This window comes from Achromobacter sp. UBA2119 (assembly GCF_002331005.1).
GTDB lineage: Bacteria > Pseudomonadota > Gammaproteobacteria > Burkholderiales > Burkholderiaceae_B > Achromobacter > Achromobacter animicus.
On the sequence record NZ_DCYD01000017.1, the window covers coordinates 63,765 to 88,124 of the forward strand.

Below are 24,360 nucleotides of genomic sequence, written 5' to 3' on the forward strand. Positions count from 1 at the left end.
TGGGTATTTGGGGGAAGAAGGTCAGGCGGCCAGCGCGATGTCGGCGTGCGCGTCCGAACCGCCGACGCCGATGCCCAACAGGCGCAGGATTTCGCGCTTCTCGGTGGCAAGGTCGGACAGGTCGTGCGTCTTGACGCGGTGGGCCAGGTTGAATTCGCGCAGCACCCGCGCTGGACGCGGGCTGAAGACGACGATGCGATCGGCCAGGAACAGGGCCTCGTCGACGTCGTGGGTCACCAGCAGCACCGTCGGCTTTTCCTGCGCGATGAGCTGGCGCAGCACATCCTGCAGGCTCAGGCGGGTCAGCGCGTCCAGTGCGCCGAAGGGTTCGTCCATCAGCATGGTCTGGGGCTGGGCGATGAACGCGCGGGCCAGCGCAGCGCGCTGGCGCATGCCGCCGGACACCTGATGGGGATAGTAGTGTTCGAAGCCTTCAAGGCTGACGCGCGCCAGCCATTCGCGTGCGGCTTCGCGGGCGCGCTTCTTGGGCGTGTTCTGGAATTCCAGCGCCAGCGCCACGTTGTCTTCCAGCGTCAGCCAGGGATACAGGGCGTGTTCCTGGAACACCAGCGTGCGGCTGGGATTCGGTCCCGTGACCTTGTCGCCGTCGGCCAGCACGCTGCCCTGCGTGGGCATTTCGAGCCCGGCGGCCAGGTGCAGCAAGGTGGACTTGCCGCAGCCCGAGGGGCCGACCAGCGCAACCAGCTCGCCGGTCTTGAATTCACTGGTGAAGCCGTCGACGACGGGCAGGTCGCCGAAATGCTTGTGGACGTGGTCGAAAGTCAGGTTCATGGAACGAATCGTCAGCGCGCGTGAAAACGAGCCTCAAATCTAACAATTCGTTATATGAATCCAAACGATCAATATCGAATGTCTTTACTTCTTTTCGTAATAACGATCAGACCGTCGCCGGCTGCCTGCTGGCCGCCCGCTGCAGTCCGAACGCAATGACGAAGCCCAGCGTGACGCACAGGGACGCGGCCAGGAAGATCGCGGGGTAGCCGAAGCCGCTGGAGATGTAGCCCGCGATCGGGCCGGTCACGCCCAGCGCCAGGTCCAGGAAGGCCGAATAGGCGCCCAGCGCCGCGCCGCGGCTGCCGGCCGGCACGCGCGCCACGGCCTCGACGCCGATGGCCGGGAACACCAGCGCGAAGCCGCAGCCGGTCAGCGCGGCGCCGAGCAGCGCCATGCCCGGGTTGGGCGCCAGCCACAACAGCAACAGACCGGCCGCTTCCACCACAAACGACACCTGCGCGACCCGGAATCCGCCAAAGCGGGTGATGGTGCCGGCGAACAGCAGGCGCACGCCAATGAAAGCGCCGCCGAACGCACTGAGCGCGCTTGCGGCGCCGTCCCACGAGACGCTGGCGTAATACAGCGCGACGAAGGCGGCCAGCGTGCCGAAGCCGACCGACCCCAGACCCAGCGCCACGCCGTGGGGGAACACGCGCAGCACCACACTCTTGAAAGCCATGCGGTGCCCGCCCACGATGGCGACGGCCGGCCGGATCATGGCAAGACCCAGCCCGGCCAACCCCAGCAGCAGCACCGCGCCCCCCAGCGCGCCCATGCTCCAGTGCTTTTCAAGCTGCACGCCCAGCGGCGCGCCCAGCGCCAGCGCGCCATAGGTGGCGATGCCGTTCCACGAAATGACGCGGGCGGTGTGCAGCGGCCCTACCCGCGCGATGGCCCAGGTGGCCGAGCCGGTGCCGACCCAGCTTTCGCCGAATCCCAACGCCAGGCGACTGAGGATGATTGCCGCGAGGCTGAGCCACGCGGTGCGCTCAAAGGCGTAGGCGAGCAGCAGAAAGATGCCGCTGATCGCGCAGGCCGCCATGCCGATGACGACGGTCTGCTTCGGGCCGACCGTATCGGCCATGCGGCCGGCGTGCGAGCGGCTGAGCAAGGTCGCCACGTACTGCACGCTGATCGCCAAGCCCGCCAGCACGGATCCGTAACCCAGGTTGCCGTGCACGTAACCCGGCAGCACGGCAAGCGGCAGGCCGATGGCCAGGTAGCAGATGAAGGTAAAGAAGGCGATGGCAACGATGCGGGCCGTCAGGGTGAACGTGCCGATCTGCGCGCCATCAGGCGCGTCGTGCAAAGAGGGAGACATGTGGGGACAAAAAGAAGCCCGGCCGGACAGCCGCCAGGGTCGGGCCCGATGATAGCGCAGCGCAGATTGCGTCCGGCTGAACAGGTGGCCATCGCGGCCCGGCGGACTGCATGGCGCGCGGGCGTGGCGCAAAAGAGAAAGCGGCGCACGAACCCGTGCGCCGCTTCATGACCCGCCGCGGAATCAGGCCTCGATGCCGCGCGAGGACAGGTAGTCTTCGTAGCCGCCGCGGTAGTCGACGATCTCGCCGGTGGGCAGGATTTCGATCACGCGCGTGGCCAGGCCGGACACGAATTCACGGTCATGCGACACGAACACCAGCGTGCCTTCGTACTTTTCCAGCGCGAATTGCAGCGACTCGATCGATTCCATGTCCAAGTGGTTGGTGGGCTCGTCGAGCAGCATCACGTTGTGCCGGCCCAGCATCAGGCGGCCGAAGGTCATGCGGTTCTTTTCGCCGCCGGACAGCACCTTGGGGGCCTTGGGCAGGTCGTCAGCCGAGAACAGCAGGCGGCCCAGCACCGATCGGATCGACTGGTCGTCGTCGCCCGGCTGGCGGTGGTCGCCCATCCAGTCCAGCAGATTGATGTCGGTTTGCTGGAACTGGTCGGACACGTCCTGCGCCATGTAGCCGAGGTCGGCGTTGTCCGACCATTTCACCGTGCCCGAATCGGGTTGCAGGTCCTGCGCCAGGAGGCGCAGCAGCGTGGTCTTGCCGACCCCGTTGGCGCCGATGATGGCGATCTTTTCGCCGGCGTCGACCATGGCCGAGAACTTGGTGATGACGGGCGCGTCGTAGGCCTTGGTGAGGTTTTCGACAGTGACGGCCAGGCGGTGCATGACCTTGCTTTGCTCGAACCGGATGTACGGGTTCTGGCGCGACGAGGGTTTGACCACGACCTGGTCGGCCTTGATGCGGTCGATCTGCTTCAGGCGCGAGGTGGCCTGACGCGACTTGGACTTGTTGGCCGCGAAACGGCGGACAAAGTCCTGCAGTTCGGCGACGCGTTCCTTGGCCTTGGCGTTGTTGGCCACCAGGCGCTCGCGGGCCTGGGTGGAAGCCAGCATGTAGTCGTCGTAATTGCCTGCGTAGATGCGGATTTCACCGTAATCCACGTCAGCCATGTGCGTGCACACCTGGTTCAGGAAGTGACGATCGTGGCTGATGATGATCATCGTGCTCTGGTAGCCGTTGAGCACGTTTTCCAGCCAACGGATCGTGTTGATGTCCAGGTTGTTGGTGGGTTCGTCCAGCAGCAGCACGTCGGGGTTCGAGAACAGCGCCTGCGCCAGCAGCACGCGCAGCTTCCAGCCCGGCGCGACTTCGCGCATCGGCAGATTGTGCTGGTCGACCGCGATTTCCAGGCCCAGCAGCAGCTCGCCCGCGCGGGCTTCGGCGGTGTAGCCGTCGTATTCCGCGAACTTGGCTTCCAGATCGGCCGCGCGCATGTAATCGTCTTCGGTCGCCTCCGGGTTGGCGTAGATCGCGTCACGCTCGGACATGGCGTCCCACATTTCGGTGTGGCCCATCATCACGACGTCCAGCACGCGCACGTCTTCAAACGCGAACTGGTCCTGGCGCAGCTTGCCCAGGCGCACGCCGGGTTCAAGCGCGACGTTGCCGCCGGAGGGTTCCAGGTCGCCGCCGATGATCTTCATGAACGTAGACTTGCCGGACCCATTGGCCCCGATCAGCCCGTACCGGTTGCCTTCCCCGAACTTGACGCTGACGTTCTCGAAAAGGGGCTTGGGACCGAACTGGATGGTGAGATTGGCGGTGGATATCACGGTGTATGTACGTTTGAAGGCGCCCGAAAGCGCATGCGGGAAAACCTGCTAGTGTAGCAAACGGGCTGCGGCCCTTATTTATATTGGCGAGAGCGGCGCTGCTGGAGCGCCGGACCGCCCGCCCCCGGAGCGCCGGACCGGGGATCAGTGGTGATGCTCGTCCAGCACCAGATGCGCCAGGCCCTTTTCGGTGGCGATGCCGACCTTCTGGCCGATGGGCAATGTGGCTTTGGTGGCGACATGGCCGTACGGCAGACCGGTAATGACCGGCACCTTGACCGTCTTGCGCAGCCAGGCCACGACCTCGTGCAGATCGTACCCCTTGTCGTGCGGCGCCAGCTTGTATTCGGTGAAGCGGCCCAGGACGATGGCCTTCTGGCGCGCCAGAATGCCGGCCTGCCAGAGCTGGATCAGCATGCGCTCGACGCGGTACGGATGCTCGGCCACGTCTTCCAGGAACAGGATGCCGCCGCGAATCTTCGGCATGTACGGCGTGCCCAGCAGCGAGGTCAGCATCGCAAGGTTGCCGCCCCACAGGATGCCGCGCGCGTCGACCGGGTCGGCGTCCTGGGTTTCGAAGCTGAGGATCTCCAGCTCGCCGCGCATCACTTCGCCGAACAGCGCTTCGGTCAGGTCATCGACCTTTTTGCCGCCGAAATCCTGGACCGCGGTGGCGCCCGTGTAGCTGACCGCGCCGGTCTGCGCCAGCAGCGCCAGGTTGAACGCCGTGAAATCGCTCATGCCGACAAAGCGCTTGCCGCTGTCGGCCATGGCCTTCCAGTCGATGGCGTGCAGCAACCGGCCCAGCCCGTAGCCGCCGCGCGTCACCATGACGATCGGCAGCTTCTGCTTCGTGGCGCGGGTCAGGCTGGCCAGGCGCTGGGCGTCCGTGCCGGCGAACCGTTGATGCTCGGCCAGCGCCGTGCGGTCCAGCGCGGTCTTGAAGCCCTGTTGCGCCAGCCGTTCAAGCGCCAGCGTCACGGTGGCGGGGTCGCGCACGGCGGACGAGGGGGAAATTAGGTAGATGCCGCGGGCGTCCGGCTGGGGACCGTGATGGTGCGCGTGGTCGTGGCCATGATCGTGGTCGTGACCGCATGCGTCGCCGCAGTCCGGGCCGTGATCGTGCGGGTGATCGAGCGCCGGGGTGGCTGCGGCCTTGGCGCGGCGCGCCTTGGCGGCGGGCTTGGCAGCGGACTTGGCGGCTTTGGGGGTACTCATGCGATGGATTCCTTGGCGCGGCGTTCGCGGAAGAACCGGCGCAGCAGGTCGCCGCAGGGTTCGGCCAGCACGCCGCCGGTGACTGAAGTGTGATGGTTGAGCTTGGGCACGGACCCGACGTCCAGCACGCTGCCGCAGGCCCCGGTCTTGGGGTCGTACGCGCCGAACACCACGCGCGCAAGGCGCGCATGCAGCATGGCGCCGATGCACATCACGCACGGTTCCAGCGTGACGTAGACGGTGATGCCGGGCAACCGGTAGTTTTCAAGCTGGCGTGCGGCGCTGCGCAGGGCGACGATCTCGGCGTGCGCCGTGGGATCGTGGTCGATGATGGTGCGGTTGTAGCCCCGCCCCAGGATGTCGCCCTGGGCCGACACGACCAGCGCGCCCACCGGCACCTCGCCGATGTCGTAGGCGGCCTGAGCCTGTTCCAGGGCCAGGGTCATGAAACGCGCGTCCTGCTCGGTCCAGCGCGGCACCGCGTCCATCGGGGCCAGCTCAGCCACGGTACACCCGCGATTTCAGCGCGATGCGGCCCGCCAGGCTGGTGACCGCTTCTTCGAGCCATTGATACAACTCGGCCTCTTCGTCGTAGCGGGCCTGGTTCAGGTTGGACACGCGCCCTTCTTCGATGAAGCCCCAGGCGCGGCTGCGCTTGTCGCGGTGCTTGGGATCCCAGACGCCGAAGGCAAAGCCGCCGGCGCGGCGGATCAGGGAAAAGCACGGGATGTCGGTGTACCCGTCGCCCACGAAGACCATCTGGTCGAACGGGATGCGCAGCCGGTCCTCGGGAACCTTGCGGTTGACCTCGAACGGCTTGTTGCGGAATTCGCGGCCGATGATGCCCTTCTGGATGTGGAACAGGTAGCGTGTCTTGTCGGTAAAGCTGACGACGCGCCGCGGAAACGCGATGCCGCCGTCCTCGCCATAGACGAATTCGGACGCCCAGATTTCGGTGAATTCATGCGCGATGGGCGTCGAGCGCACCACGTCGCCGATGCCGCTGGAGATGAGATAGAACTCGAGCTGCACCTGCGGGTGCTCGGCCCGGACCGCGGCGCGCAGACGCTGAAACAGCGTGGCCACGCCATCGTGCAGATCCAGGCGCGCGCCCCAATCTTTCAGGCGCTGCTGCGTGATGAGGCCGTGCCGTCCCTGCCGGGACAGTTCGATCATCTTGTAGAGATAGGCCGGCACGGGATCCCAGTCCTGCTGAAACAGCAGGGGATCGACCTCTTCCTTCCAGAACGAGGCCGTGTCCACGCCGATGCTGTCCAGGAAACCGGACGTGCTGTCCGAGGCCAGCGTGTCGTCGAAATCGAAAATCAGGGCGATGACGTCGGACATGAATATGCGTGAAAAAAGGCGACAGCCGCCATTTTGCCTGAATGCGGCAGCGGCTGCGCCTGGGGAGCAGCGCGGTACATCACGCAGCGCCCTGCTTCACCTTCGCTTCATGCGCTTTGAGTCATGCGCCCTGGTTCGGAGCAAAGCCTTACTGGCGGATCGGCGCGCTCATCGTTCCCGTGCCGGGAGCGGGCGCCATGCCTGGTGCGGGAGCCATGCCCGGAGCCGGGGCCATGCCCGGCGCGGGGGCCATGCCCGGGGCCGTGCCGGCGGGCACCTGGATCACGGTCTCGCGCAGCACGCCGCCGCCCTGCACGCTGCCGCGCACGTTGCCCGGCGCGGTCATTTGCGTGACGCAATTCTGGCGCTGGGTTTCGGGCAGACGGTTGCAGCGCGCCACCATGTTCTGCTGCAGTTGTTCGGGGCTTTCTTCGCGGAGATTCTGGCGGCTGCGCTCCTGGCGCGCCGCGCCGGCTTCGCGCAGGCAGGCATCCAGCGCTTGCCCGGTCCTGCCGCTTTTGCACGCGGCGACGTCCTGCTGATAGCTGGACTGCGCCGAGGCGCCGGAAGATTGCGCTTGAACCGCGCCAGCGGCGAGCATCAGGCCGGCGGTGCAGAGAATGGCAGCAAGGCGCTTCGAAGGCATGGGAACAGTATTCATGGTCAGCTCCATATGAAGAGATTGAACCCGGACGGCGCGGTATCAACCGCGCCGCCAACTGACCTCACTATCCCATGACCGCGCGATGGGGGACATAACTAGCGACGTGAATTCGTAAGGTTACGTTTCAACGCCAGCAAACAGGGACGGCCCGAAATCAGCGCGCGTCTTTGTCCGCTTCCGCCTTGGTAAGGCGGTTGCGGTACGTGGCTGCGCGCATCAGCAACATGGCCGTGACAGGCGACGACACAATCAGCAGCAGCGTGATGATGACCTCGTGAAACACCGGGCGCGCAGACAGCGCCGAGAACACCAGGATGGAAGACGCCAGCACGCAGGCGCAGCCCATCGTGTTGCCCAGCGTGGGGGCATGGATGCGCGACTGGAAGGTGCGGAAACGCAGCAGCCCGGCCGAGCCGGTCACGGCCAGCAGTCCGCCCAGCACCAGCAGAATGGTGGCGGGGATACCGGCCCACAGGGGGATATCGACTTCCATCATGGCTCGATGACCTCGCCGCGCAACAGGAAACGCGCCATGGCGGTAGAGCCCACAAAGCCGAACAGCGCGATCAGCAGCGCAATGTCGAAGTACACCGACGTGCCGGACCGGATACCGAACACCAGCATCGTCAGCATGCCGTTGATGTACAGCGTATCCAGGGCCAGGACGCGGTCCTGGGCGGTGGGGCCGCGCAAGAGGCGGATGGTGGCGAACACCATGCCCAGCGCAAAGCAGAGCAAGGCAAAGGATGCCGCCCAATACAGTACGGAATTCATTCGAACATCTCCATCAACGGGCGCTCGTAGCGCTGCTGCACCAGTTCGATCCACTCGTCTTCGTTTTGCAGATCGAGCACATGCAGTTTCAGCGCGTGGTCTTCAGTCAGGCTCACCCAGACCGTGCCGGGCGTGTAGGTGACGATGCAGGCCAGCATCGCCAGGCCATGCGGGTCGCGCATGGTGAGCGGGATCAGGATGAATCCCGGCGAGAACTCATTGCGGCGCGGATTGAGGATCAGCCGCGCGACCGCGATGTTTGACTTGATGATGTCCCACGTCACGTGCAGGAAAAGCGGGATCACCTTCCACAGGTGGCGCGGCCGTGCATGCAGCGGGCGCAGGCGCGAGGCGGCCCACGTGAACCACAGCGCCAGCGCGATGCCCAGGGCGATCTGCCCCGGCAACACGCTTTCATTGAGGAGCAGCCACAGTGCAAACAGCAACGTGGGCAGGATCAGGAAGTAAAGGCGGCGCATCAGCTTCCTCCCTTGACGCCGCGCACGGTCTGCGCGGACATGACGGCGTCGATATACGACGCGGGCTGGTCGAGCGAACGGGCGGCGTCGTCCAGGTAGGCCGACACGGGACCCGCGCCAGCGGCCAGGCCCACGCACAGCAGCACCAGCACGGCGACCGGGCCTGCCTCGATTACGCGCAGGCGCGGCGTGCTGCGGTCGTCGCTGGCCCAGAAGATACGGATGCCGGTGCGGCCCAGGCCGATCAGGCCGGCCAGACCCGACACCAGCACGGCGGCCACCAGCAGCCAGGCGTCCATCGGCGGCGCCGACTCGGTGGCGGCCGATACCGCTGCCGACAACAGCGAGAACTTGGCGACGAAGCCGGACAGCGGCGGCAGGCCGGTCACCAGCAACGCGCAGGAAATGAAGGCCAGGCCCAGGAACGCCATTGCCGCGGGAATCGCCACGCCGACGACGTCGTCGGAGCGGTTCACAGAGGTTGGATCGTCCAGGTCGAAGGCATCGAGCGTGACCGCCAGCACGTTTGCGCCGAAGCTGCGGGTGCGTTCGATCAGTTCGGCCAGCAGGAAAAACGCGCCCGTGGTCAGTACCGAGCTGATCAGGTAGAAGAGCGCGGGCCCCGTGAGCGTGACGCCCGGCATGCCCAGCGCGGTCAGCAGCGTGCCGGCCGACACGATGACGCAGTAGCCGACCATTTTTTCCAGTTGCTGGGTGGCCAACAGGCCCAGGGCGCCGAATAGCAGCGTGGCCAGCCCGGCGGCGAACATCCAGTCCAGACTGAAGGCGGCGGGCGCGCCGGTGGGCAGCAGCAGCGAGCCGATGCGCAACAGTGCGTAGATGCCGACCTTGGTCATGATGGAGAACATGGCCGCGATCGGTGCTCCGGCCGAACCATACCCCTTGACGAGCCAGAAGTTGAGCGGCCAGGCGCCTGCCTTGACCAGGAAGGCCACGCCGAGGATGGCGGCGCCAGCCTCGAACAGCATGCGTTCGGCGCCCGCCAGATTGCCGGCGCGCAGCGCCAGGTCCGCCATGTTGAGCGTGCCCGTCACGCCGTAGATCAGCGCAATGCTGATCAGCAGCAGGAACGAGGCCACCAGGTTCACGGCGATGTACTGAAGGCCCGCGCTGACGCGCGCCACGCCGGACCCGTGCAGCAGCAGGCCGTAGGACGCCGCCAGCAGCACTTCGAAGAACACGAACAGGTTGAACAGGTCGCCGGTCAGGAAGGCCCCATTCAGGCCCATCAGCAGGAACTGGAACAGCGAATGGAAATGCACGCCGGCGCGGTCCCAGCGGGCCAGCGCGTAGACCAGCGTGGCCAGACCGAGTACGGCCGTCAGCGTCAGCATGACGGCCGCCAGGCGGTCGACCACCAGTACGATGCCGAACGGCGCGGGCCAGTCGCCCACCAGGTAGGCCCCTACCCCGTTTTCCCAGACGCCGGGCACGCCCCCGCCGGCCACGACCAGCAAGGCGATCGCGGCTGCCAACTGGGCAAGCGTCGACAGAAGCGCGACCCCGCCGCGCGCGTAGCGGCTGGTGTCGGCGAACAGCAGCATCGCTGCGCCCGCGACCAGCGGAATGATGATGGGCAGGACAGGAAGGTGTTGAAGCCAGAAACTCAAGATTGGGACTCCCGTCCATCAACGTGGTCGGTACCCGTGAGGCCCCGCGAGGCGAGCAGCACAACCAGGAACAACGCGGTTGTGGCAAAGCCGATGACGATGGCGGTCAGCACCAGCGCCTGAGGCAGCGGATCCGCATACCAGGAAGGATCATGCGCCATGGACGGATCCACCACCGGCGGCCTGCCGGACGTGAGCCGGCCCATGCCGAAGATGAAGAGGTTCACCGCGTAGGAGACCAGCGACAGGCCCATGATGAACTGGAACGTCCGGGGCCGCAGCAGCAGCCACACGCCCGAGCCCGCCAGCACGCCGATTGCGGCAGCGTATATCAATTCCATCAGGCTTCTCCTGTTTGAACGGCGGCCGCCTGGAGCTCGGCGGCGGCCTTGCGTTGCGCGCGCAGCGATTGGTGGGCAAGCGCCACCAGCACCAGCACGGTGGATCCGACGACCAGCATGTAGACGCCCAGATCAAAAAGCAGCACGCTGGACACGTGGACGTGGCCAATCAGCGGCAGCGCGACGTCCCAAGCCAGTGCGGCAAGGAACGGCTTGTAGGCCAGCCACGCGCTCACGGCGGCAATGCCAGCGGACAGCAGCCCGATGCCGATCCAGTTCTGGGGATTCAGGCGGCTGCGGGATTCAACCCAATACACCCCGCCCACCATGTATTGCAGGATGACGGAGGTGGCGAAGATGAGGCCGCCCACGAAACCGCCGCCGGGCTGGTTGTGGCCGCGCAAGAGGAAATACACGGAGATCAGCGCGGCGATCGGCAGCAGCAGGCGCACCAGCACCGCGGGCACCATCATCGAGCCTGCGGGCACCGGAGACTTGATGTCGGGCGCGTCCGGGATGCCGCCGTCCTGATCCATCTGCTGGCGGGGAATGTCCGCGCTCTCGGCGGCTGGACGGAAGCGGCGCAACAGCGCGTAGACGGTCAGCGCCACGATGCCAAGCACCGTGATTTCGCCGAACGTATCGAAGCCGCGGAAGTCCACGAGGATCACGTTGACGACGTTGGTGCCGCCGCCGTCAGGCAGCGCCCGATCCACGAAATAGGACGAAATGGGATTGGTCTGCGGCCGCGCCAGCACCGAATAGGCCAGCGCGGACATGCCCGTGCCGGCGGCGACTGCCAGCAGCAGATCGCGCAGGCGGCGGCCGCGTGCCTGCAGCGTGGCTTTCAGGCTTTCCTCGTCGTCCTGCACGATGCGGCGAGGCAGCCAGCGCAGGCCCAGCAACAACAGCACCAGCGTCACGACCTCGACAGACAGCTGCGTCAGCGCCAGATCGGGCGCGGAGAACCAGACGAAGGTCAGGCAGGTGATCAGCCCTGCCCCGCCCGCCAGCGCCAGGGAGGCCAGGCGGTGGTACTTGGCCTGGAACGCGGCGGCCAGGGCGCAGGTGCCGCCCACGATCCACAGCAAGGCGAAAACCGGATCGACCGGCGTCAGGCGCACGGCGCCGTCCAGCCAGCCGCCGGCGCGCAGCGGCAACCACGCGACGAACAGCGTGCCCACCAGGATCAGCACCATCTGGACCTGCAGGCGCGTGGACGACACCCAGCGCAGCAGCCATGCCGCGGCGACGCTGGAGCCATCGAGCAGCGCTTCGAAGGTGCGGCGGCCGTCAAGGCGGTAGATGAACGGCACCCGGCCCGGATTGGCGCGCTGATGCGCGCGCAGGGCCAGGTACAGCAGCACGCCTGCGGTAGTGGCGACCAGGCTCATCGCCAGCGGAAGATTGAAACCGTGCCAGACGGCCAGGCTGTAGTCGGGCATGTTCTCGCCCAGGATGCTCTGCGCCGCAGTGGCCAGGAACGGGCCGACGGTCAGGCTGGGGACGATGCCCACCAGCAGGCACATGAGAACCAGCAGCGCGCTGGGCAGCAGCATCCAGCGCGGCGGCTCGTGGGGCTCGCGCGGCAGGTCGGTGGCCGGAGGACCGAAGAACACCTGCAGGATGAAACGCAGCGAATAGGCGACGCTGAATGCGCCGGCGATCGTAGCGAGCAGCGGCAGGCCAAGCTGGACGTAGCGGTCGGCACTGACGAAGGTGGTTTCCGCAAAGAACATTTCCTTGGACAGGAAACCGTTCAGCAGCGGCACGCCCGCCATCGAAGCCGCGGCCACCATCGCCAGCGTGGCGGTAATGGGCATCGCCTTATACAGGCCGGACAGCCGGCCCAGGTCGCGCGTGCCGGTTTCGTGGTCGACCACGCCCGCCGCCATGAAGAGCGACGCCTTGAACGTGGCGTGGTTGATCATGTGGAAGATGGCGGCCACCAGCGCCAGCGTGCTGTTCAGACCCAGCAGCAGCGTGATGAGGCCCAGATGGCTGATCGTGGAATACGCCAGCACGCCCTTCATGTCCTGCTGGAAGATGGCCGCGTAGGCGCCCAGCACCAGGGTGATGAGACCCAGCCCGCCGATGATCCAGAACCACTCGTCGGTGCCAGACAGCACGGGCCAGAAGCGCGCCAGCAGGAAAACGCCTGCTTTGACCATCGTGGCCGAGTGCAGATAGGCGGACACCGGCGTGGGCGCGGCCATGGCGTTGGGCAGCCAGAAATGGAACGGGAATTGCGCGCTCTTGGTCAGCGCGCCCAGCGCCACCAGCGCCAGGACGGCGGGATACCAGGGGTCGGCGCGGACCAGGTCGCCCGACGCCAGGACGCGGTCCATGTCATAGCTGCCGACGATATGGCCCAGGATCAGCACGCCGGCCAGCAGACAGAGACCGCCCGCCCCGGTGACCGTCAGCGCCATGCGCGCGCCCCGGCGGGCGTCCAGGCGGTGGTGCCAGTAAGCGATCAGCATGAACGACGCCAGGCTGGTCATTTCCCAGAACAGAACCAGCTGGATCAGGTTGCCCGAGAGCACCACGCCGAGCATGGCGCCCATGAAGGCCTGGAAGAAGGAAAAGAAGCGCGGGACCGGGTCTTCCGGCGACATGTAATAGCGCGCGTACAACACGACCAGCGCGCCCATGCCGGAGACGATCAGCGCAAAGAGCCACGCGTAGCCGTCCATGCGCAGGGTGAATTGCAGACCCAGGGCGGGCGCCCAAGGCATGTCGGCTCGTATGACGCCCCCGTTGGCGACGTCCGGATAGAGCGTCGCGATCAGAACCACGCACGCGAGGGCGATGAGGCCAGCCAACCACGCCTCGGCGTTGCGGGCGTTGGAAGGCAGCAGCGCGGCGCACAGGCTGCCGGCGAACGGCAGAGCGAGGATCAGGATCAGCGACATGGCGTTCCGAAAATGTCCGGGCCCCCTCCCGCCAGCGCAGGGCAGCGAGAGACGAAACAGACCGGGGATTGAAAAACGGACGGAACCCTTGGCCCGGTGCGTCGCTGCACTACACGTTGCCCCGAGGGGTCATCAACCAACGCCAATTGAACGGCGCAGACAGAAACAAACGCAATAGCTTTCTTGCAAGACCGGGCAAGAATCTCAGCCGAAAAATATCAGATTCTTGTAAGTTATGCAGGGATTTATGTACGTACCCAGCTAATGACAGCAAGATGACTGCGCAGCGATTGCGCACCGAAAGCTTCTCAATTTGTGTTCAACTGCCTGTCAGACTGACTTTTTCCTGCAACTTCTGTCATCTCCGCGCTTTTTAGGAACACGTTAGAAATTTTGCGATTTCTCATGACAGGGACAATCCCGAGTTGACCATGGGGACATATCTGTGTGGAATGCGGCCACGAGGCGTTGGCTTGCGACACCCCGGCAATGCGCGCCTCACCGAAGCTGGCCCGGCAAGATGGCCGGCTCGGAACAACAATATGGAGAAGACTCTTGAACGTGTTGTCACATGCTAAGGCCGTCCTGGCCGCCGCCATCGCTGGCGCCTGCCTGACCTCCGCTGCCCAGGCCGCAGACCCCTACCCCAATAAACCCATCCGCCTGATCGTCCCGTTTGCAGCCGGTGGCACCACCGATATCGTGGCGCGCGTCGTGGCCGAGGGCCTGGGCCGTGAACTCGGCCAGCCCGTGGTCGTGGAAAACCGCGCCGGCGGCGGCGGGTCCATCGGCGCCGACGCCCTGGTGCGCTCTGCCAACGACGGTTACACGCTGGGCGTGGCCACGGTCAGCACCATGGCCACCAATCCGGCCACGAACCCCAAGAACCCGTACAACCCGCTCAAGGACTTCACGCCCATCACCAACATGGTGAACGTGCCCAACGTCATGACGGTCAACCCGAGCGTGCCCGCCAAGACCCTGGCCGAATTCATCACCCTGCTCAAGAACAACCCCGGCAAGTACAGCTATGCCTCGTCGGGCGCGGGCGGCATCAGCCACCTGGACGGCGAGCTGTTCAAGTCGCTGACCAAGACCGACATGGTTCACGTTCCTTACCGCGGATCGGGTCCGGCGCTGAACGACGTGATCGCCGGCCAGGTGAACGTCCAGTTCGACAACCTGCCCTCCTCCATGCCGCACATCCAGGCGGGCAAGCTGCGCGCGCTGGCCGTGGCGGCGCCCAAGCGCCTGCCCGCCCTGCCGGACGTGCCGACGTTCGCCGAGGGTGGCCTGCCCGACATGGACAACATGGCCTGGTACGGCCTGGTGGCGCCCGCCGGCACGCCGCAAGCCGTGGTCGACCGCGTGCACGCCGCGGCGGTCAAGGCCTTGAAGGATCCGAAGATCGCACAGCGCCTGGCCGACGGCGGATCGATCGTGGACGGCAACACGCCGGCCGAGTACGCCGCACAGATCAAGCGCGAACTTGAACTGCGCCAGCGCATCGCCAAGGACCGCAACATCGTCCTGACGAACTGATCGCAACCTGACGAGCGGGGCGCGGGCCGGCGGTTTGCGGTTTGCGGTTGGCGCCCCGCTTTGCATTCGTCCCCGCTTGACGGCAATTGCCCCGGTGGTAGCATCTGCCCCGTGCAACCCGATATATCTTCCCTTCCCTGCGTCACCTGCGCTCTCTGCGCCCTGCGCTCAACGCTGTTGAGTTCGCAGGAGGTCGCCGCGCGTTCCGCTTACGCGCGGTCCAAGCCCGGCTAATCGCCCGGCTCTCCCCTTTCTGATTCTTGCTCCGGCCCGTTGCCGGCTGCCTGCGCACATCCGCGCGTCCTGCAGCCTGAAACCGGCCGGCGGGCGCACTGCCGCGTGGCGGGCGCTCGTCCCCATTTCGCCGCTCGCACGCCCTTTCCGGCTTGCGCGGCGTCCACGCACCGCACCTTTTCGATTCAGCGCCATGCAACTCACCAAGAAATTCGTCAAAGCCAAGAACCCGTGCGCGGGCGGCTACAAATGGTTCCTGCGCGACCACAACGGACAGGGGGACTACCAGGCCGTGCTCGATGCCCTGGTCGCCGACGGCCGCGTCGGCGACGCCTGCTGGCTGTTGGACCAGTTCGGTCCGACCGACGCAGTGTTGCGGCTGGACACGCTGGATGCCACCGCCATCGTGTTTGCGGGAACGCTCGAAGTCCGCATGGGCATCAACGTGGACACGGTGGTTCGCGCCGGCCGCAGCCTCATCACGGGCGGCGGCATTCGCGCTGGCGAGTCGATCGTGGCGGGTGAAAACATCACCGCCGGCGGCAACATTGCCAGCGGCGGCAACCTGCGCGCCGGCGGCGACGTGGCGGCCGACTGGGGGATCGAGATTGCGACGCGCCTGGATTGCGGCGGCAATGTGCGCGCCAAGTGGGACATCTGCGCCGGACAGGACCTGGCCGTGACCGGCCACCTGCATGCCGGCCAGGACATCAACACGCAAGGCGCCATCAAGTGCGGTCAAGGCATCAAGGCAGGCGGCGGCGTGACCGCGGAGCAGGAAATCAATGCCGGTTGCGGTATTCAGGCGGGCGGGTCCATTCAGTCGGGCGAACACCTCGCCTGCGGGTGGGGCTTGATCGCCGGCGAGGACATCCGCGCCGAGGGCGCGATCCGCGCGGGCGAAGGCGCGCAGGCGGCCGGCGTCATCGAGGCGGGCGCGGGACACGGCGTCTACGCCGGACTGAGCGTGCGGCTGGACGCGTGGGATTTGTGTGCGCGGGTGATCGCCCAATCCCGCCCGGCACAGTTGGTCAGCGGGCATTGGGCGGGACCGGACGGCGCGACGAGCGCCGGCTCCACGCCCCCTGACCAGCCGTGGAACGGGTGGATGGATGTCAGGGCGTCGCGGGATGGCGTAACACCAGCATCAACCCTGTCAGGATCGCGGCCATGCCAGCCAGGCTGAGCGCCGGCAAGCGATTGCCCAGAATCAGGTAGTCCAGCGCCGCCGTGCCCACCGGCACCAGATAGAACAGGCTGGTCACGTTGACGAGGTTGCCCGCCTGGATCATGCGGTAGAACAGCAGCGTGGCGCCGACTGAAATCACGAGGCCCATCCAGACCAACGGCACGATGAAGCCGACGCTCCAGTCGGCGTGTAGCGGCTGGAATGGTGCGAACAGCAGGCAGAGCACCAGACTGATCGCGTACTGCAACGGCATCACGTCCATCGGCGGTTGCTGGACGCGCTTTTGCAGCAAGGCGCCTCCCGTCATGCTGGCCAGCGCCGCGCAGGCGTACGCGATGCCCGCGACGGACAAGCGCGTCAGCGCGATGCTCTGGTAGACGACCAGCACCAGCCCGGCGAGCGCCAGGCAAAGTCCGGCCAGACGCGCCGGCGCAAAGCGGCGCTCCGTCAGCGCCAGCGTCAGGATGGGCTGCGCGCCGAGCAACGTCGCCAGCACGCCAGGCGTCACGCCATGGTCCAGCGCCAGCAGATAGCAGATGGAATAGCTGCCGATCAGCAGCGCACCCGTGGCCGCGACCTGCATGCGGGTGCCGGTCTGCGGCAACCAACGTCCCCGCCTCGCGCAGATCAGCAGCAGCACCGCCAGCGCAAGCAGGAAGCGGAACAAGAGAAAGCCGAAGGCGGAGGCATGCGACAGCCCCCACTTGGCAAAGATCGCGCCGCCGCTCCACAGCAGCACGAACAAGGTGGTGGACGCGTGGGCAGTCCACGCGTGTCGGATGATGGACATGAGGTATCACCTGTCTGAATGGGGTACAGACTCCCGCCCGGGGCGCGATAACGCGCGCCCATGTGCGCGCGCGGCGGGCGACGTCAATGCGTCATGCTCGCGGGGCGGCGCTGGAGTTCAGGCGGGAGACGGAGATGCGGCGGGTCAGCCTAGGACGGCTGACACAGGCGGATGCGCGCCAGACACGACGCCGCGGGGCGGCGATGCGGGCGGCGGCGCCGCGTTCTTGACAGGAGACACAGCCGGCGTAGCGCCGGCGGAGAAGGAAGCCAATACACGCGCGCACGCTAGACCCGCGCGGACGGCGCGGGCAAGCATGGCGAAAGGCGTGTAAGCAGGCATCCGCGCAGACTACCGGCGCCGGGCCGCAGCGTCAAGCATCGGCGGTTGTGGCCGCGCGGCTTCCCGGCACCGAGGTGCCGGAACCGGGCCGGTGCGCTAACCAATCCTGCGCTGCTCCACCCCCATGTCGCGCCATGCCTCGCCGTGGCACGTAAACATCAGGATCTGATGGCGGGTCGCGGCGTCGAACAGCGCGCGCTTCATGAAGTCGCGCCGGGCGTCGTCGGTGTGGACCAGCGCGTCGTCCAGCAGCAGCAAGGTGGGCCGGCCGGCCTCGCGCAGCAGATCGGCGTAGGCGAACCGCGCCAGGATGCCGAGCTGTTCCCGCGTACCGAAGCTGAGGGCGTCCAGCGCGTCTTCGCCATCGCCCCGGCGCAGCGCCGTGGGCAGCAGCGCATCGTCCAGGCGCAGCGCGGCGTCGGGAAAGAGCAGCGCCAGATAGTGGTTGAGCCGGCGGGCGAGCGGCGCTTGCAGGCGTTGCGTGGCGGCGGCGCGTTTGTCGGCCAACAGCTTTTGCAGCAGGTCCAGCGCGGCGGCGCGCCGTGCGAATTCGTCGCGGCGCCGTTGCAGACGCTCGCAGGCTGCCTGCGCTTCGGACAGGCGTTCGCCCAGGCCTTGCGCACCGGCCTGGTCCAGCTTGCCCTGCAATTGCAGGATGTCGCCGTGCCGCTTGTGCTGGGCGTCGCGTTCGATGGCGGCGGATTTTTCAAACCGCTGCACGTCCTGTTCCGCGAGTTCGGGCCGGTGTTCAGCCAGCGAGGCCCGAGCCTCGCGTACGCGCAGTTCGAGCTGGTCGTGGGCGCTGCGAACTTCGGCGAGGCGGCCGGCGCGGGCGTGGCGTTGCGCCGTGCGTTCGTCGGATTGCAGTTCTGCGCTCCGGGCGGCAGCCTGCCCTTCCAGCAACTGGGCACGGGCTGTGTCGGCGTCCAACGCGCGCTGCGCGTCGGCGACTGCCTTTTCCGCCTGCGCCGCAACGGCTTCGGCCTCGCGCAGGGCCTGCACGGCGTCGGGCAGATCGTCATCGCTTGTGTCGGGAACGATGCCGGCATCTGCGTCACCAACCCGAATGCCGTCTTCGGTTTCCTGCACAGGCGGCAGCTTGGACAGTCTTTCCTGCAACTGCGCCAGCCGCGCCAGAGCCTCGTCGCGCTGGGTGCGCAGCGCATCCACGCCGCGGGGCGCATGAATGCTCAGCGTCTTGCGCATGCCTTCGAGTTCGCGCTGCAGCGCGTTGTAGCGCGCGTGACGCTGTTCGGCATCGGCCAAGGTGTCGACGCCCGCCCGCTTGAGCAACGCGGCGCTTGCCGACTCCGCGCGCGCCAGTTCGCGCTGCAAGGCCGGCAGGTCTTGTCCGCCCGGCTCGATTTGCAGGCGGCCCACACCGGGCAGATCGAGTTCGGCCGCGGCCGTAAGCAGGACTTCGCCCGCGCCGCTGACGGCCTTGCCGTCCAGCAGCGCCTGCGCGCCGGCATCGAGCCGGTACCGCAAGCGCGTCGCGACCGCCTGTTGCTGCAACTGCAGATTTCCAAGTTCGCGGCCGGCCTTGCGCAGCGCCTCGATTTCAGCATCGGATATTTCGAGTTGGACGGCTTCTGTGCGCAACGCCGAACCTTGCTGGATCAGGTGGGTGGCTGCGACCAGCGCGCCGTCCAGGCGTTCAATTTCGGGGGTGAGCTGCGCAAGCTGCCGGTCCAGGTCGCGGCGGTCCGCCAGCGCCTGAAGCCGCGTCACGCGCCGGCGCGCGGCCTCGACTGCGGCGGCGTGCGATTGCCGCTGCTGCAACGCGCGCGCCAGCGGTTCCTGCATCGCCTGCACATGGGCGTGCGCCGCGCGCGCATCCCGAAGCAGCGCCTGGTAATCGGCTTCGTCCTGTTGATCGCGGCGGACCTGATCCTGCAGCAATGCAAGGGTCTGGGCGGCCTGCGCCTGTTCGCGTTGCAGTCCGTCGAAGGCTTCACGCTCCTTGGCCAGTGCGGCAAGGCGCGCGCGGGCCTGAACAGCCTTGGCCTCGAAATCCTTCCAGGGTTGCGCGGCCTGGGCGCGTTCATGTTCGCGCCGCAGCTCGGCCAGGCGATCGACGTCGGCGTTGAGCTGGGCCATGGCCTGCCCGCATTCGTCGCGTTCGGACAAGGCGCGCGCGAGCGCGTCTTCGGCGTCCTTGTAGCTGCCCTTGGGACGGCCGTTGCGGGCGTCCAGCAGCGCGGCGCGCTCGGCCGACACGCGATCGAACAGCCGGTCGCCGTCTCCGGAGGCCAGCTCGCCGGAGAGCTGCGTCAGCGCATCGCGCAGATGCGAGCCCGCAAAGCCGGCGGCTTCGTGCAGGTTCTGGCCGTCGCCTTGGCGGATCCATAGCAGGCCCGGTACGCCAGCCAGGTCAGGTTTGCTTTGGCCGCGCCCGGGCATTTCAAAGCCCAGCAAACCGGCCAGCGCGTTTTCGGCTTCTTCGCCGTCCAGCCGCTGCGCGCCGTCGTCCACCACGAGCTCGCAGCGGGCCTTGGACAGGAACTGCTTTTTCAGGACGTAGGCGTGATCCGCGTGCGTGAAGGCCACTTCAACGCTGGGGCGCGCGCCGGATTCGCCGCGCGGCGCCAGGTCGGCGACCTTGCTGGTGCTGTAGCGTTCAAGGAAGGCGGCTCGGATCGCGGCCGCGACCGTGCTTTTGCCGGCCTCGTTGGGGCCGACAAAGAGGTTCAGGCCGTCTTGCAGTCCATCCAGCGACAGCGGCTGGCGGAACTTGCGGAATTCTTCGAGGGCGATGCGGGAGATCTTCATTTGGCGGCTCCCGGCGTGGCGGTTTCGCGCTGGAACCGCAGCAGCAGGCGCAAGGCCTCGCTGGCCACGGCGGACTGGTCTTCGTCCGCCTGCAACGCTTGTAGTTGTGCGGCGACCTCGCCCACGTAGCCGCTGGCGCGCAATTCGGCCAGGTCAGCTTCGTCGGGTTCCAGGCGCACGCCGGACAAGTCCGGCAGCAAGGCCCGCACCTGCGCGGCGGCCTCGGCCACGGCCTTTTGCAGCGCATCCCAGGTTTCGAGGTTGACGTGCCCCTGCACGTCCAGGCGCAGCACGTCGTCTGACCGCAACGCCGCCATGCGTTCGGCCAGCGCCTGGGCATCGGTGGGCAGGCTAAGGGTTTCGCTCCAGGCGGACCAGCGGTACTTGCCGGTTGCAATGCGTTCGACCACGGGTGCGGCGCCCGGCGCGTCGATGCGCACGTCCAGGACATATCCGGGCTCGTTGCCGCGAAAGCGGTCCTGTTCCGGCGTGCCGGCATACCAGGTGCGTGTGTCAATGGACAGACAGCCGTGCCAATCGCCCAGCGCCAGATAGTCAAGACTGGCGCGGTCCGCGCGGTCGGGCGCAATGGGATTGGTGGCGTCGATCGTGTTGGGCAGGCGGCCGGCAACGCTGCCATGGGCGAGGCCCACGCGGATGCGTCCGGGCGGCGTTTCCAGCGTGTCGAAAGCCTGGGTGACGTCGTCGTAGGTGTGGCGTTGCGTAAGCGGCGCGGCGAGCACAGCGAGGTTGGCGTCCGGCAGGTCCACCACGCCGGTGGCAAGCGGCACATGCACGTTGGCCGGAATGCAGCCCAGTTGCATGGCGCGGCTCCAGACGCTGTCGGCAAGGGCCGCGTCGTGGTTGCCGGCGATCATTACCCAGGGGCCCGTGTAGCCGGCCATGGCGGCAAAGAGGCGGCGGATGCTGCGATCGGACACGGCCTGCGTGTCGAAGACGTCTCCGGCGACCAGCACGGCATCCACGCGGCGCTCGGCGGCCAGCGTGGCGATGCGCGCGACGACCTCGAAACGGGCCTCCGCGAGCATGGCGGCATCGTCGGTTTCAAACTGGCCGTATTGGCGGCCGATCTGCCAGTCGGCAGTGTGCAGGAAATGGGTCATGCGGCGATTTTGGCATAAAGCAACGAGCCGTTTCGCGCACAGCGTGCGCAATTCAGCGCACTCAAAAACAACGCGGGCCGCATCGAAGCGGCCCGGCGGGTGTGCGTCCTACTGGCCGTGCAAGCGCCAGATCAGCCGCAGGCCGGTGAGACGCAGTTCAGACGCGATTCGAGGCGCGGATCACGCAACACAAGCACGCCTCGAGGTGCAGCTTAAGTCCTGCTCAAGCGCCCTTGCCGTCCAGCACCAGTTGCTGGCGAGACGCCGCGCTGCGATCGTAGCGCGACAACCCGAGCCCGTCGGTGCTGATGGCGGGGCGCTGGCCCATGACGAGATCCGCGACCAGCTTGCCGGAACCGCAAGCCATGGTCCAGCCCAGCGTGCCGTGGCCGGTGTTCAGGTAGAGGTTGTTGTAGCGCGTGGCGCCGACGACCGGCGTGCTGTCCGGCGTCATGGGACGCAGGCCGGTCCAGAACTCGGCCTGGGCCACGTGGCCGCTGCCGGGGAACAGATCGTTGACCACCAGCTCCAGCGTCTTGCGGCGGGCGTCCTTCAGGCGCAGGTCGAAGCCGGACAATTCGGCCATGCCGCCCACGCGGATCCGCTGGTCAAAGCGCGTGACGGCGACCTTGTAGGTTTCGTCCAGCACCGTCGACACCGGCGCGGCCGCCTCGTCCTTCATGGGGATGGTCAGGGAGTAGCCCTTGACCGGATACACCGGCAGGTCCAGGCCGAGGGGCTCAAGAAAACCGCGGGTGTAGCTGCCGAAGGCGGCCACATAGCGGTCGGCCGTGAGGACTTCGTTGCCGACGCGCACGCCGGTGATCTGGCCGCCGGCGGTGTTCAGGCCCGTGACGCTTTGGCCAAAACGGAATTCAACGCCCAGTGCGGCCGCCATGTCCGCCAGGCGGCGGGTGAAAAGCTGGCAGTCGCCGGTTTCATCATTGGGCAGGCGCAGGCCGCCGGTGAGCTTGTGCGCGGAGTTGGCGAGCGCGGGCTCGGCCGTGACGAGACGGTGGCGGTCCAGCAATTCGTAGGGAACGCCCACCTCTTCGAGCACCGCGATGTCGCGGCGCGCGGCTTCCATCTGGGCTTCGGTGCGGAACAGCTGGAGCGTGCCGCGCGCGCGCTCTTCGTAGTGGATGCCGGTGGCGGCGCGCAGTTCACGCAGGCAGTCGCGGCTGTACTCGGACAGGCGCAGCATGCGTTCCTTGTTGACGGCGTAGCGGTCGGCCGAGCAGTTGGCCAGCATGGCGGCCATCCATTTGAGCTGGAACAGGCTGCCGTCCAGGCGGATCGCCAGCGGCGCATGTTTCTTGAAGAGCCATTTGATCGCCTTGAGCGGAATGCCGGGCGCGGCCCAGGGCGTGGAATAGCCCGGCGACACCTGTCCGGCATTGGCGTAGCTGGTCTCCTGCGCCGCGGCCGGCTGGCGGTCCAGTACGGTCACTTTGGCGCCCTGCCGGGCCAGGTAATAGGCGGTGGTGGTGCCGATGACGCCGCTGCCGAGGACAATCACATGCATGATTCTTTCCGGTATTTGGATTTGTCTGGGAATTTCGGTAGTCTATGACCCCTTCAGCAGTGAAAAACACTGAAGATTTTCCTTGGGCAGTGGTTTTTCTCGGGCCAACCTTGTTTTTCGACCGGCGTTAGTGAAATGCGCGACCTCGACCGAATTGACCTCAAAATCCTCGACATCCTGCAGCGCGAAGGCCGGATTTCGGTCACGGAATTGGCCGAACGCGTGAGCCTGTCGGCAACCCCCTGCTCCGACCGCGTCAAGCGCATGGAGCGCGAAGGCGTCATCACGGGTTACCATGCGCGCGTCAATCCGGCGGCGCTCGGCAAGAATCTGCTTGTCTTTCTGGAGATCAAGCTGTCGGCCAAGTCGGGCGACGTCTTCGACAAGGTCAAGCAGGAACTGCTGTATGTGCCCGAGGTCATGGAATGCCACCTGGTGTCGGGCGAATTCGACTACCTGGTCAAGGCGCGCCTGTCTGAAATGAATGAATACCGCCGTCTTCTGGGCGAAATCCTGAAGAGGCTGCCCGCGTCCGCCGAGTCTCACAGCTACATCGTGATGGAGGAGATCAAGGAGACGCTCTTCCTGCCGGTGGACCGCTAGGGCCTGTTCACACTAAAAGAAGGGATGCGCCGCGCCCGGCCAGGGGCGCCACGCTAGGGGCGCCCGGCTAGGGGCGTCCGCCTTGTTACCGATAATTCCTGCGGCGGCTGCTATGCTGCGGCCCTCCCCGGCGAGCCGATGCGCTCGTCCGACCCTAATTTTTGCTCTTGCCCATGACCCGTCTTTATAAATACTTCTTCCGCGGCCTGATCACCGTCCTGCCGCTGGCGCTGACGATCTACCTGCTGTACCTCTTTCTGGCCTGGACGGAAGGCGTGGCGCTGACGTTCCTGCGCCCCTTCATCGGCGGCTTCTATGTGCCGGGCATGGGCCTGGCGCTGGGCATCCTGGGCATTCTGGCCATCGGCTACCTGGTGTCCAAGCAGCGCGTGCAGCGGTTCCTGACGCTGGTCGAGATGCCCTTCACCAACTTGCCGGTGGTCAAGAGCATCTATTCGTCGCTCAAGAGCTTTGCGGATTACTTCTCCCCCAGTTCCAAGAACACGGCCCAGCAGGTCGTTGTCCTGCGCATCCCGGGCCAGCAGCTTGAGCTGGTGGGCCTGGTGACGCGCCGCGGCACCGATGGCCTGCCCGAGGGATTCACCCAGGGCGATCGTGTCGCCGTCTACCTGCCGATGGGCTACATGATTGGCGGCTATACCGTGTTCGTGCCGCAGGAATGGGTGCAGCCCATCCAGATGTCGGTCGAGGAAGCCATGCGCTCGTCGCTGATCGCCTGGATGGCGCGGGCAGAAACCGGCGGCATCCGCCCCGTGCCGACGGCCAGCCCGGACGCGGGCGCGGATAAGCCCGTGGCTCAGCCGGTCACGCCGCCGGTCGCCCAGCCCGCGGGTCAAACCGCCGGCTCGTCCGTTTCCCCGTCCGGTTCCCCGTCCGTCGCGCCGTCCGCAGACCAGCCCGCAGCTGCGGGAAACCCGGCCAACCTGGCCAACCCGCGCACCCCCG

At 66.7% G+C, this 24,360-nt stretch carries 20 protein-coding genes and 1 pseudogene; 4 read left to right on the forward strand and 17 right to left on the reverse strand.

Annotated elements, in window-relative coordinates; all coding sequences use genetic code 11:
* Window positions 1-21: 21 nt before the first annotated feature.
* The 13 genes from B3098_RS19365 to B3098_RS19425 form a co-directional block, all read right to left on the reverse strand.
* Entirely contained in the window at window positions 22-792 is a 771-nt protein-coding gene (locus B3098_RS19365) for an ABC transporter ATP-binding protein (RefSeq protein ID WP_175121722.1), read from the reverse strand.
* 106 nt (window positions 793-898) lie between these two features.
* Window positions 899-2,116: an MFS transporter gene (locus B3098_RS19370; protein WP_279974263.1), complete on the reverse strand. Its 1,218-nt coding sequence runs from the start codon at window positions 2,114-2,116 to the stop codon at window positions 899-901.
* A 183-nt stretch (window positions 2,117-2,299) separates the two neighbouring features.
* Window positions 2,300-3,904 carry an ABC-F family ATPase gene (locus B3098_RS19375; protein ID WP_175121724.1) on the reverse strand — a complete coding sequence of 535 codons (1,605 nt, stop codon included), beginning with the start codon at window positions 3,902-3,904 and terminating at the stop codon, window positions 2,300-2,302.
* A gap of 144 nt (window positions 3,905-4,048) precedes the next feature.
* Window positions 4,049-5,122 carry an LD-carboxypeptidase gene (locus tag B3098_RS19380; RefSeq protein ID WP_286898546.1) on the reverse strand — a complete coding sequence of 358 codons (1,074 nt, stop codon included), beginning with the start codon at window positions 5,120-5,122 and terminating at the stop codon, window positions 4,049-4,051.
* Window positions 5,119-5,610 carry a tRNA adenosine(34) deaminase TadA gene (tadA, locus tag B3098_RS19385; protein WP_286898732.1) on the reverse strand — a complete coding sequence of 164 codons (492 nt, stop codon included), beginning with the start codon at window positions 5,608-5,610 and terminating at the stop codon, window positions 5,119-5,121. The genes B3098_RS19380 and tadA overlap by 4 nt, the downstream gene beginning before the upstream one ends.
* Window positions 5,611-5,620: 10 nt before the next feature.
* Window positions 5,621-6,469, reverse strand: a complete 849-nt coding sequence (locus tag B3098_RS19390) for a haloacid dehalogenase-like hydrolase (protein ID WP_175121726.1) — start codon at window positions 6,467-6,469, stop codon at window positions 5,621-5,623.
* 148 nt (window positions 6,470-6,617) lie between these two features.
* Entirely contained in the window at window positions 6,618-7,130 is a 513-nt protein-coding gene (locus B3098_RS19395; protein WP_279974259.1) for a hypothetical protein, read from the reverse strand.
* A gap of 157 nt (window positions 7,131-7,287) precedes the next feature.
* Entirely contained in the window at window positions 7,288-7,629 is a 342-nt protein-coding gene (gene mnhG, locus B3098_RS19400) for a monovalent cation/H(+) antiporter subunit G (RefSeq protein ID WP_175121727.1), read from the reverse strand.
* The gene (locus B3098_RS19405; protein WP_056317324.1) at window positions 7,626-7,907 is read right to left on the reverse strand and encodes a K+/H+ antiporter subunit F; all 282 of its coding nucleotides are present in this window, start codon (window positions 7,905-7,907) and stop codon (window positions 7,626-7,628) included. Before B3098_RS19405 ends, mnhG begins: the two co-directional genes overlap by 4 nt.
* Complete coding sequence (locus B3098_RS19410; protein ID WP_286898548.1) at window positions 7,904-8,386, reverse strand: Na+/H+ antiporter subunit E; 483 nt, start codon at window positions 8,384-8,386, stop codon at window positions 7,904-7,906. The genes B3098_RS19405 and B3098_RS19410 overlap by 4 nt, the downstream gene beginning before the upstream one ends.
* On the reverse strand, window positions 8,386-10,017 hold the full coding sequence (locus tag B3098_RS19415) for a monovalent cation/H+ antiporter subunit D (RefSeq protein ID WP_175121729.1): 1,632 nt from the start codon (window positions 10,015-10,017) through the stop codon (window positions 8,386-8,388). The genes B3098_RS19410 and B3098_RS19415 overlap by 1 nt, the downstream gene beginning before the upstream one ends.
* A complete protein-coding gene (locus B3098_RS19420; protein ID WP_175121730.1) occupies window positions 10,014-10,358 on the reverse strand; it encodes a Na+/H+ antiporter subunit C in 345 nt (114 codons plus the stop codon). Before B3098_RS19420 ends, B3098_RS19415 begins: the two co-directional genes overlap by 4 nt.
* Entirely contained in the window at window positions 10,358-13,273 is a 2,916-nt protein-coding gene (locus B3098_RS19425; RefSeq protein ID WP_286898549.1) for a monovalent cation/H+ antiporter subunit A, read from the reverse strand. Before B3098_RS19425 ends, B3098_RS19420 begins: the two co-directional genes overlap by 1 nt.
* A 555-nt stretch (window positions 13,274-13,828) precedes the next feature.
* Here B3098_RS19425 and B3098_RS19430 point away from each other — a divergent pair.
* Both B3098_RS19430 and B3098_RS19435 read left to right on the forward strand, forming a co-directional pair.
* Complete coding sequence (locus tag B3098_RS19430; RefSeq protein ID WP_056560769.1) at window positions 13,829-14,815, forward strand: Bug family tripartite tricarboxylate transporter substrate binding protein; 987 nt, start codon at window positions 13,829-13,831, stop codon at window positions 14,813-14,815.
* Between the two features lie 427 nt (window positions 14,816-15,242).
* Complete coding sequence (locus tag B3098_RS19435; protein ID WP_286898550.1) at window positions 15,243-16,235, forward strand: hypothetical protein; 993 nt, start codon at window positions 15,243-15,245, stop codon at window positions 16,233-16,235.
* Here B3098_RS19435 and B3098_RS19440 read toward each other — a convergent pair.
* From B3098_RS19440 to B3098_RS19455, 4 genes are all read right to left on the reverse strand, one after another.
* Entirely contained in the window at window positions 16,165-17,028 is an 864-nt protein-coding gene (locus B3098_RS19440; protein WP_286898551.1) for a DMT family transporter, read from the reverse strand. The genes B3098_RS19435 and B3098_RS19440 overlap by 71 nt on opposite strands.
* A gap of 438 nt (window positions 17,029-17,466) precedes the next feature.
* Entirely contained in the window at window positions 17,467-20,142 is a 2,676-nt protein-coding gene (locus B3098_RS19445) for an AAA family ATPase (RefSeq protein WP_286898552.1), read from the reverse strand.
* Window positions 20,139-21,266 (reverse strand): metallophosphoesterase family protein, encoded by a 1,128-nt coding sequence (locus tag B3098_RS19450; protein WP_286898553.1) that lies wholly within the window; start codon window positions 21,264-21,266, stop codon window positions 20,139-20,141. Before B3098_RS19450 ends, B3098_RS19445 begins: the two co-directional genes overlap by 4 nt.
* Before the next feature lie 223 nt (window positions 21,267-21,489).
* Window positions 21,490-22,791 (reverse strand): D-amino acid dehydrogenase, encoded by a 1,302-nt coding sequence (locus B3098_RS19455; RefSeq protein WP_191578958.1) that lies wholly within the window; start codon window positions 22,789-22,791, stop codon window positions 21,490-21,492.
* Window positions 22,792-22,926: 135 nt separating this feature from the next.
* Between B3098_RS19455 and B3098_RS19460 the strand changes: the two genes are divergently transcribed.
* The gene (locus B3098_RS19460; protein WP_175121736.1) at window positions 22,927-23,394 is read left to right on the forward strand and encodes a winged helix-turn-helix transcriptional regulator; all 468 of its coding nucleotides are present in this window, start codon (window positions 22,927-22,929) and stop codon (window positions 23,392-23,394) included.
* Between the two features lie 173 nt (window positions 23,395-23,567).
* A pseudogene (locus tag B3098_RS19465) lies at window positions 23,568-24,156 on the forward strand (DUF502 domain-containing protein); the annotation flags it as partial.
* Between the last annotated feature and the right edge of the window lie 204 nt (window positions 24,157-24,360).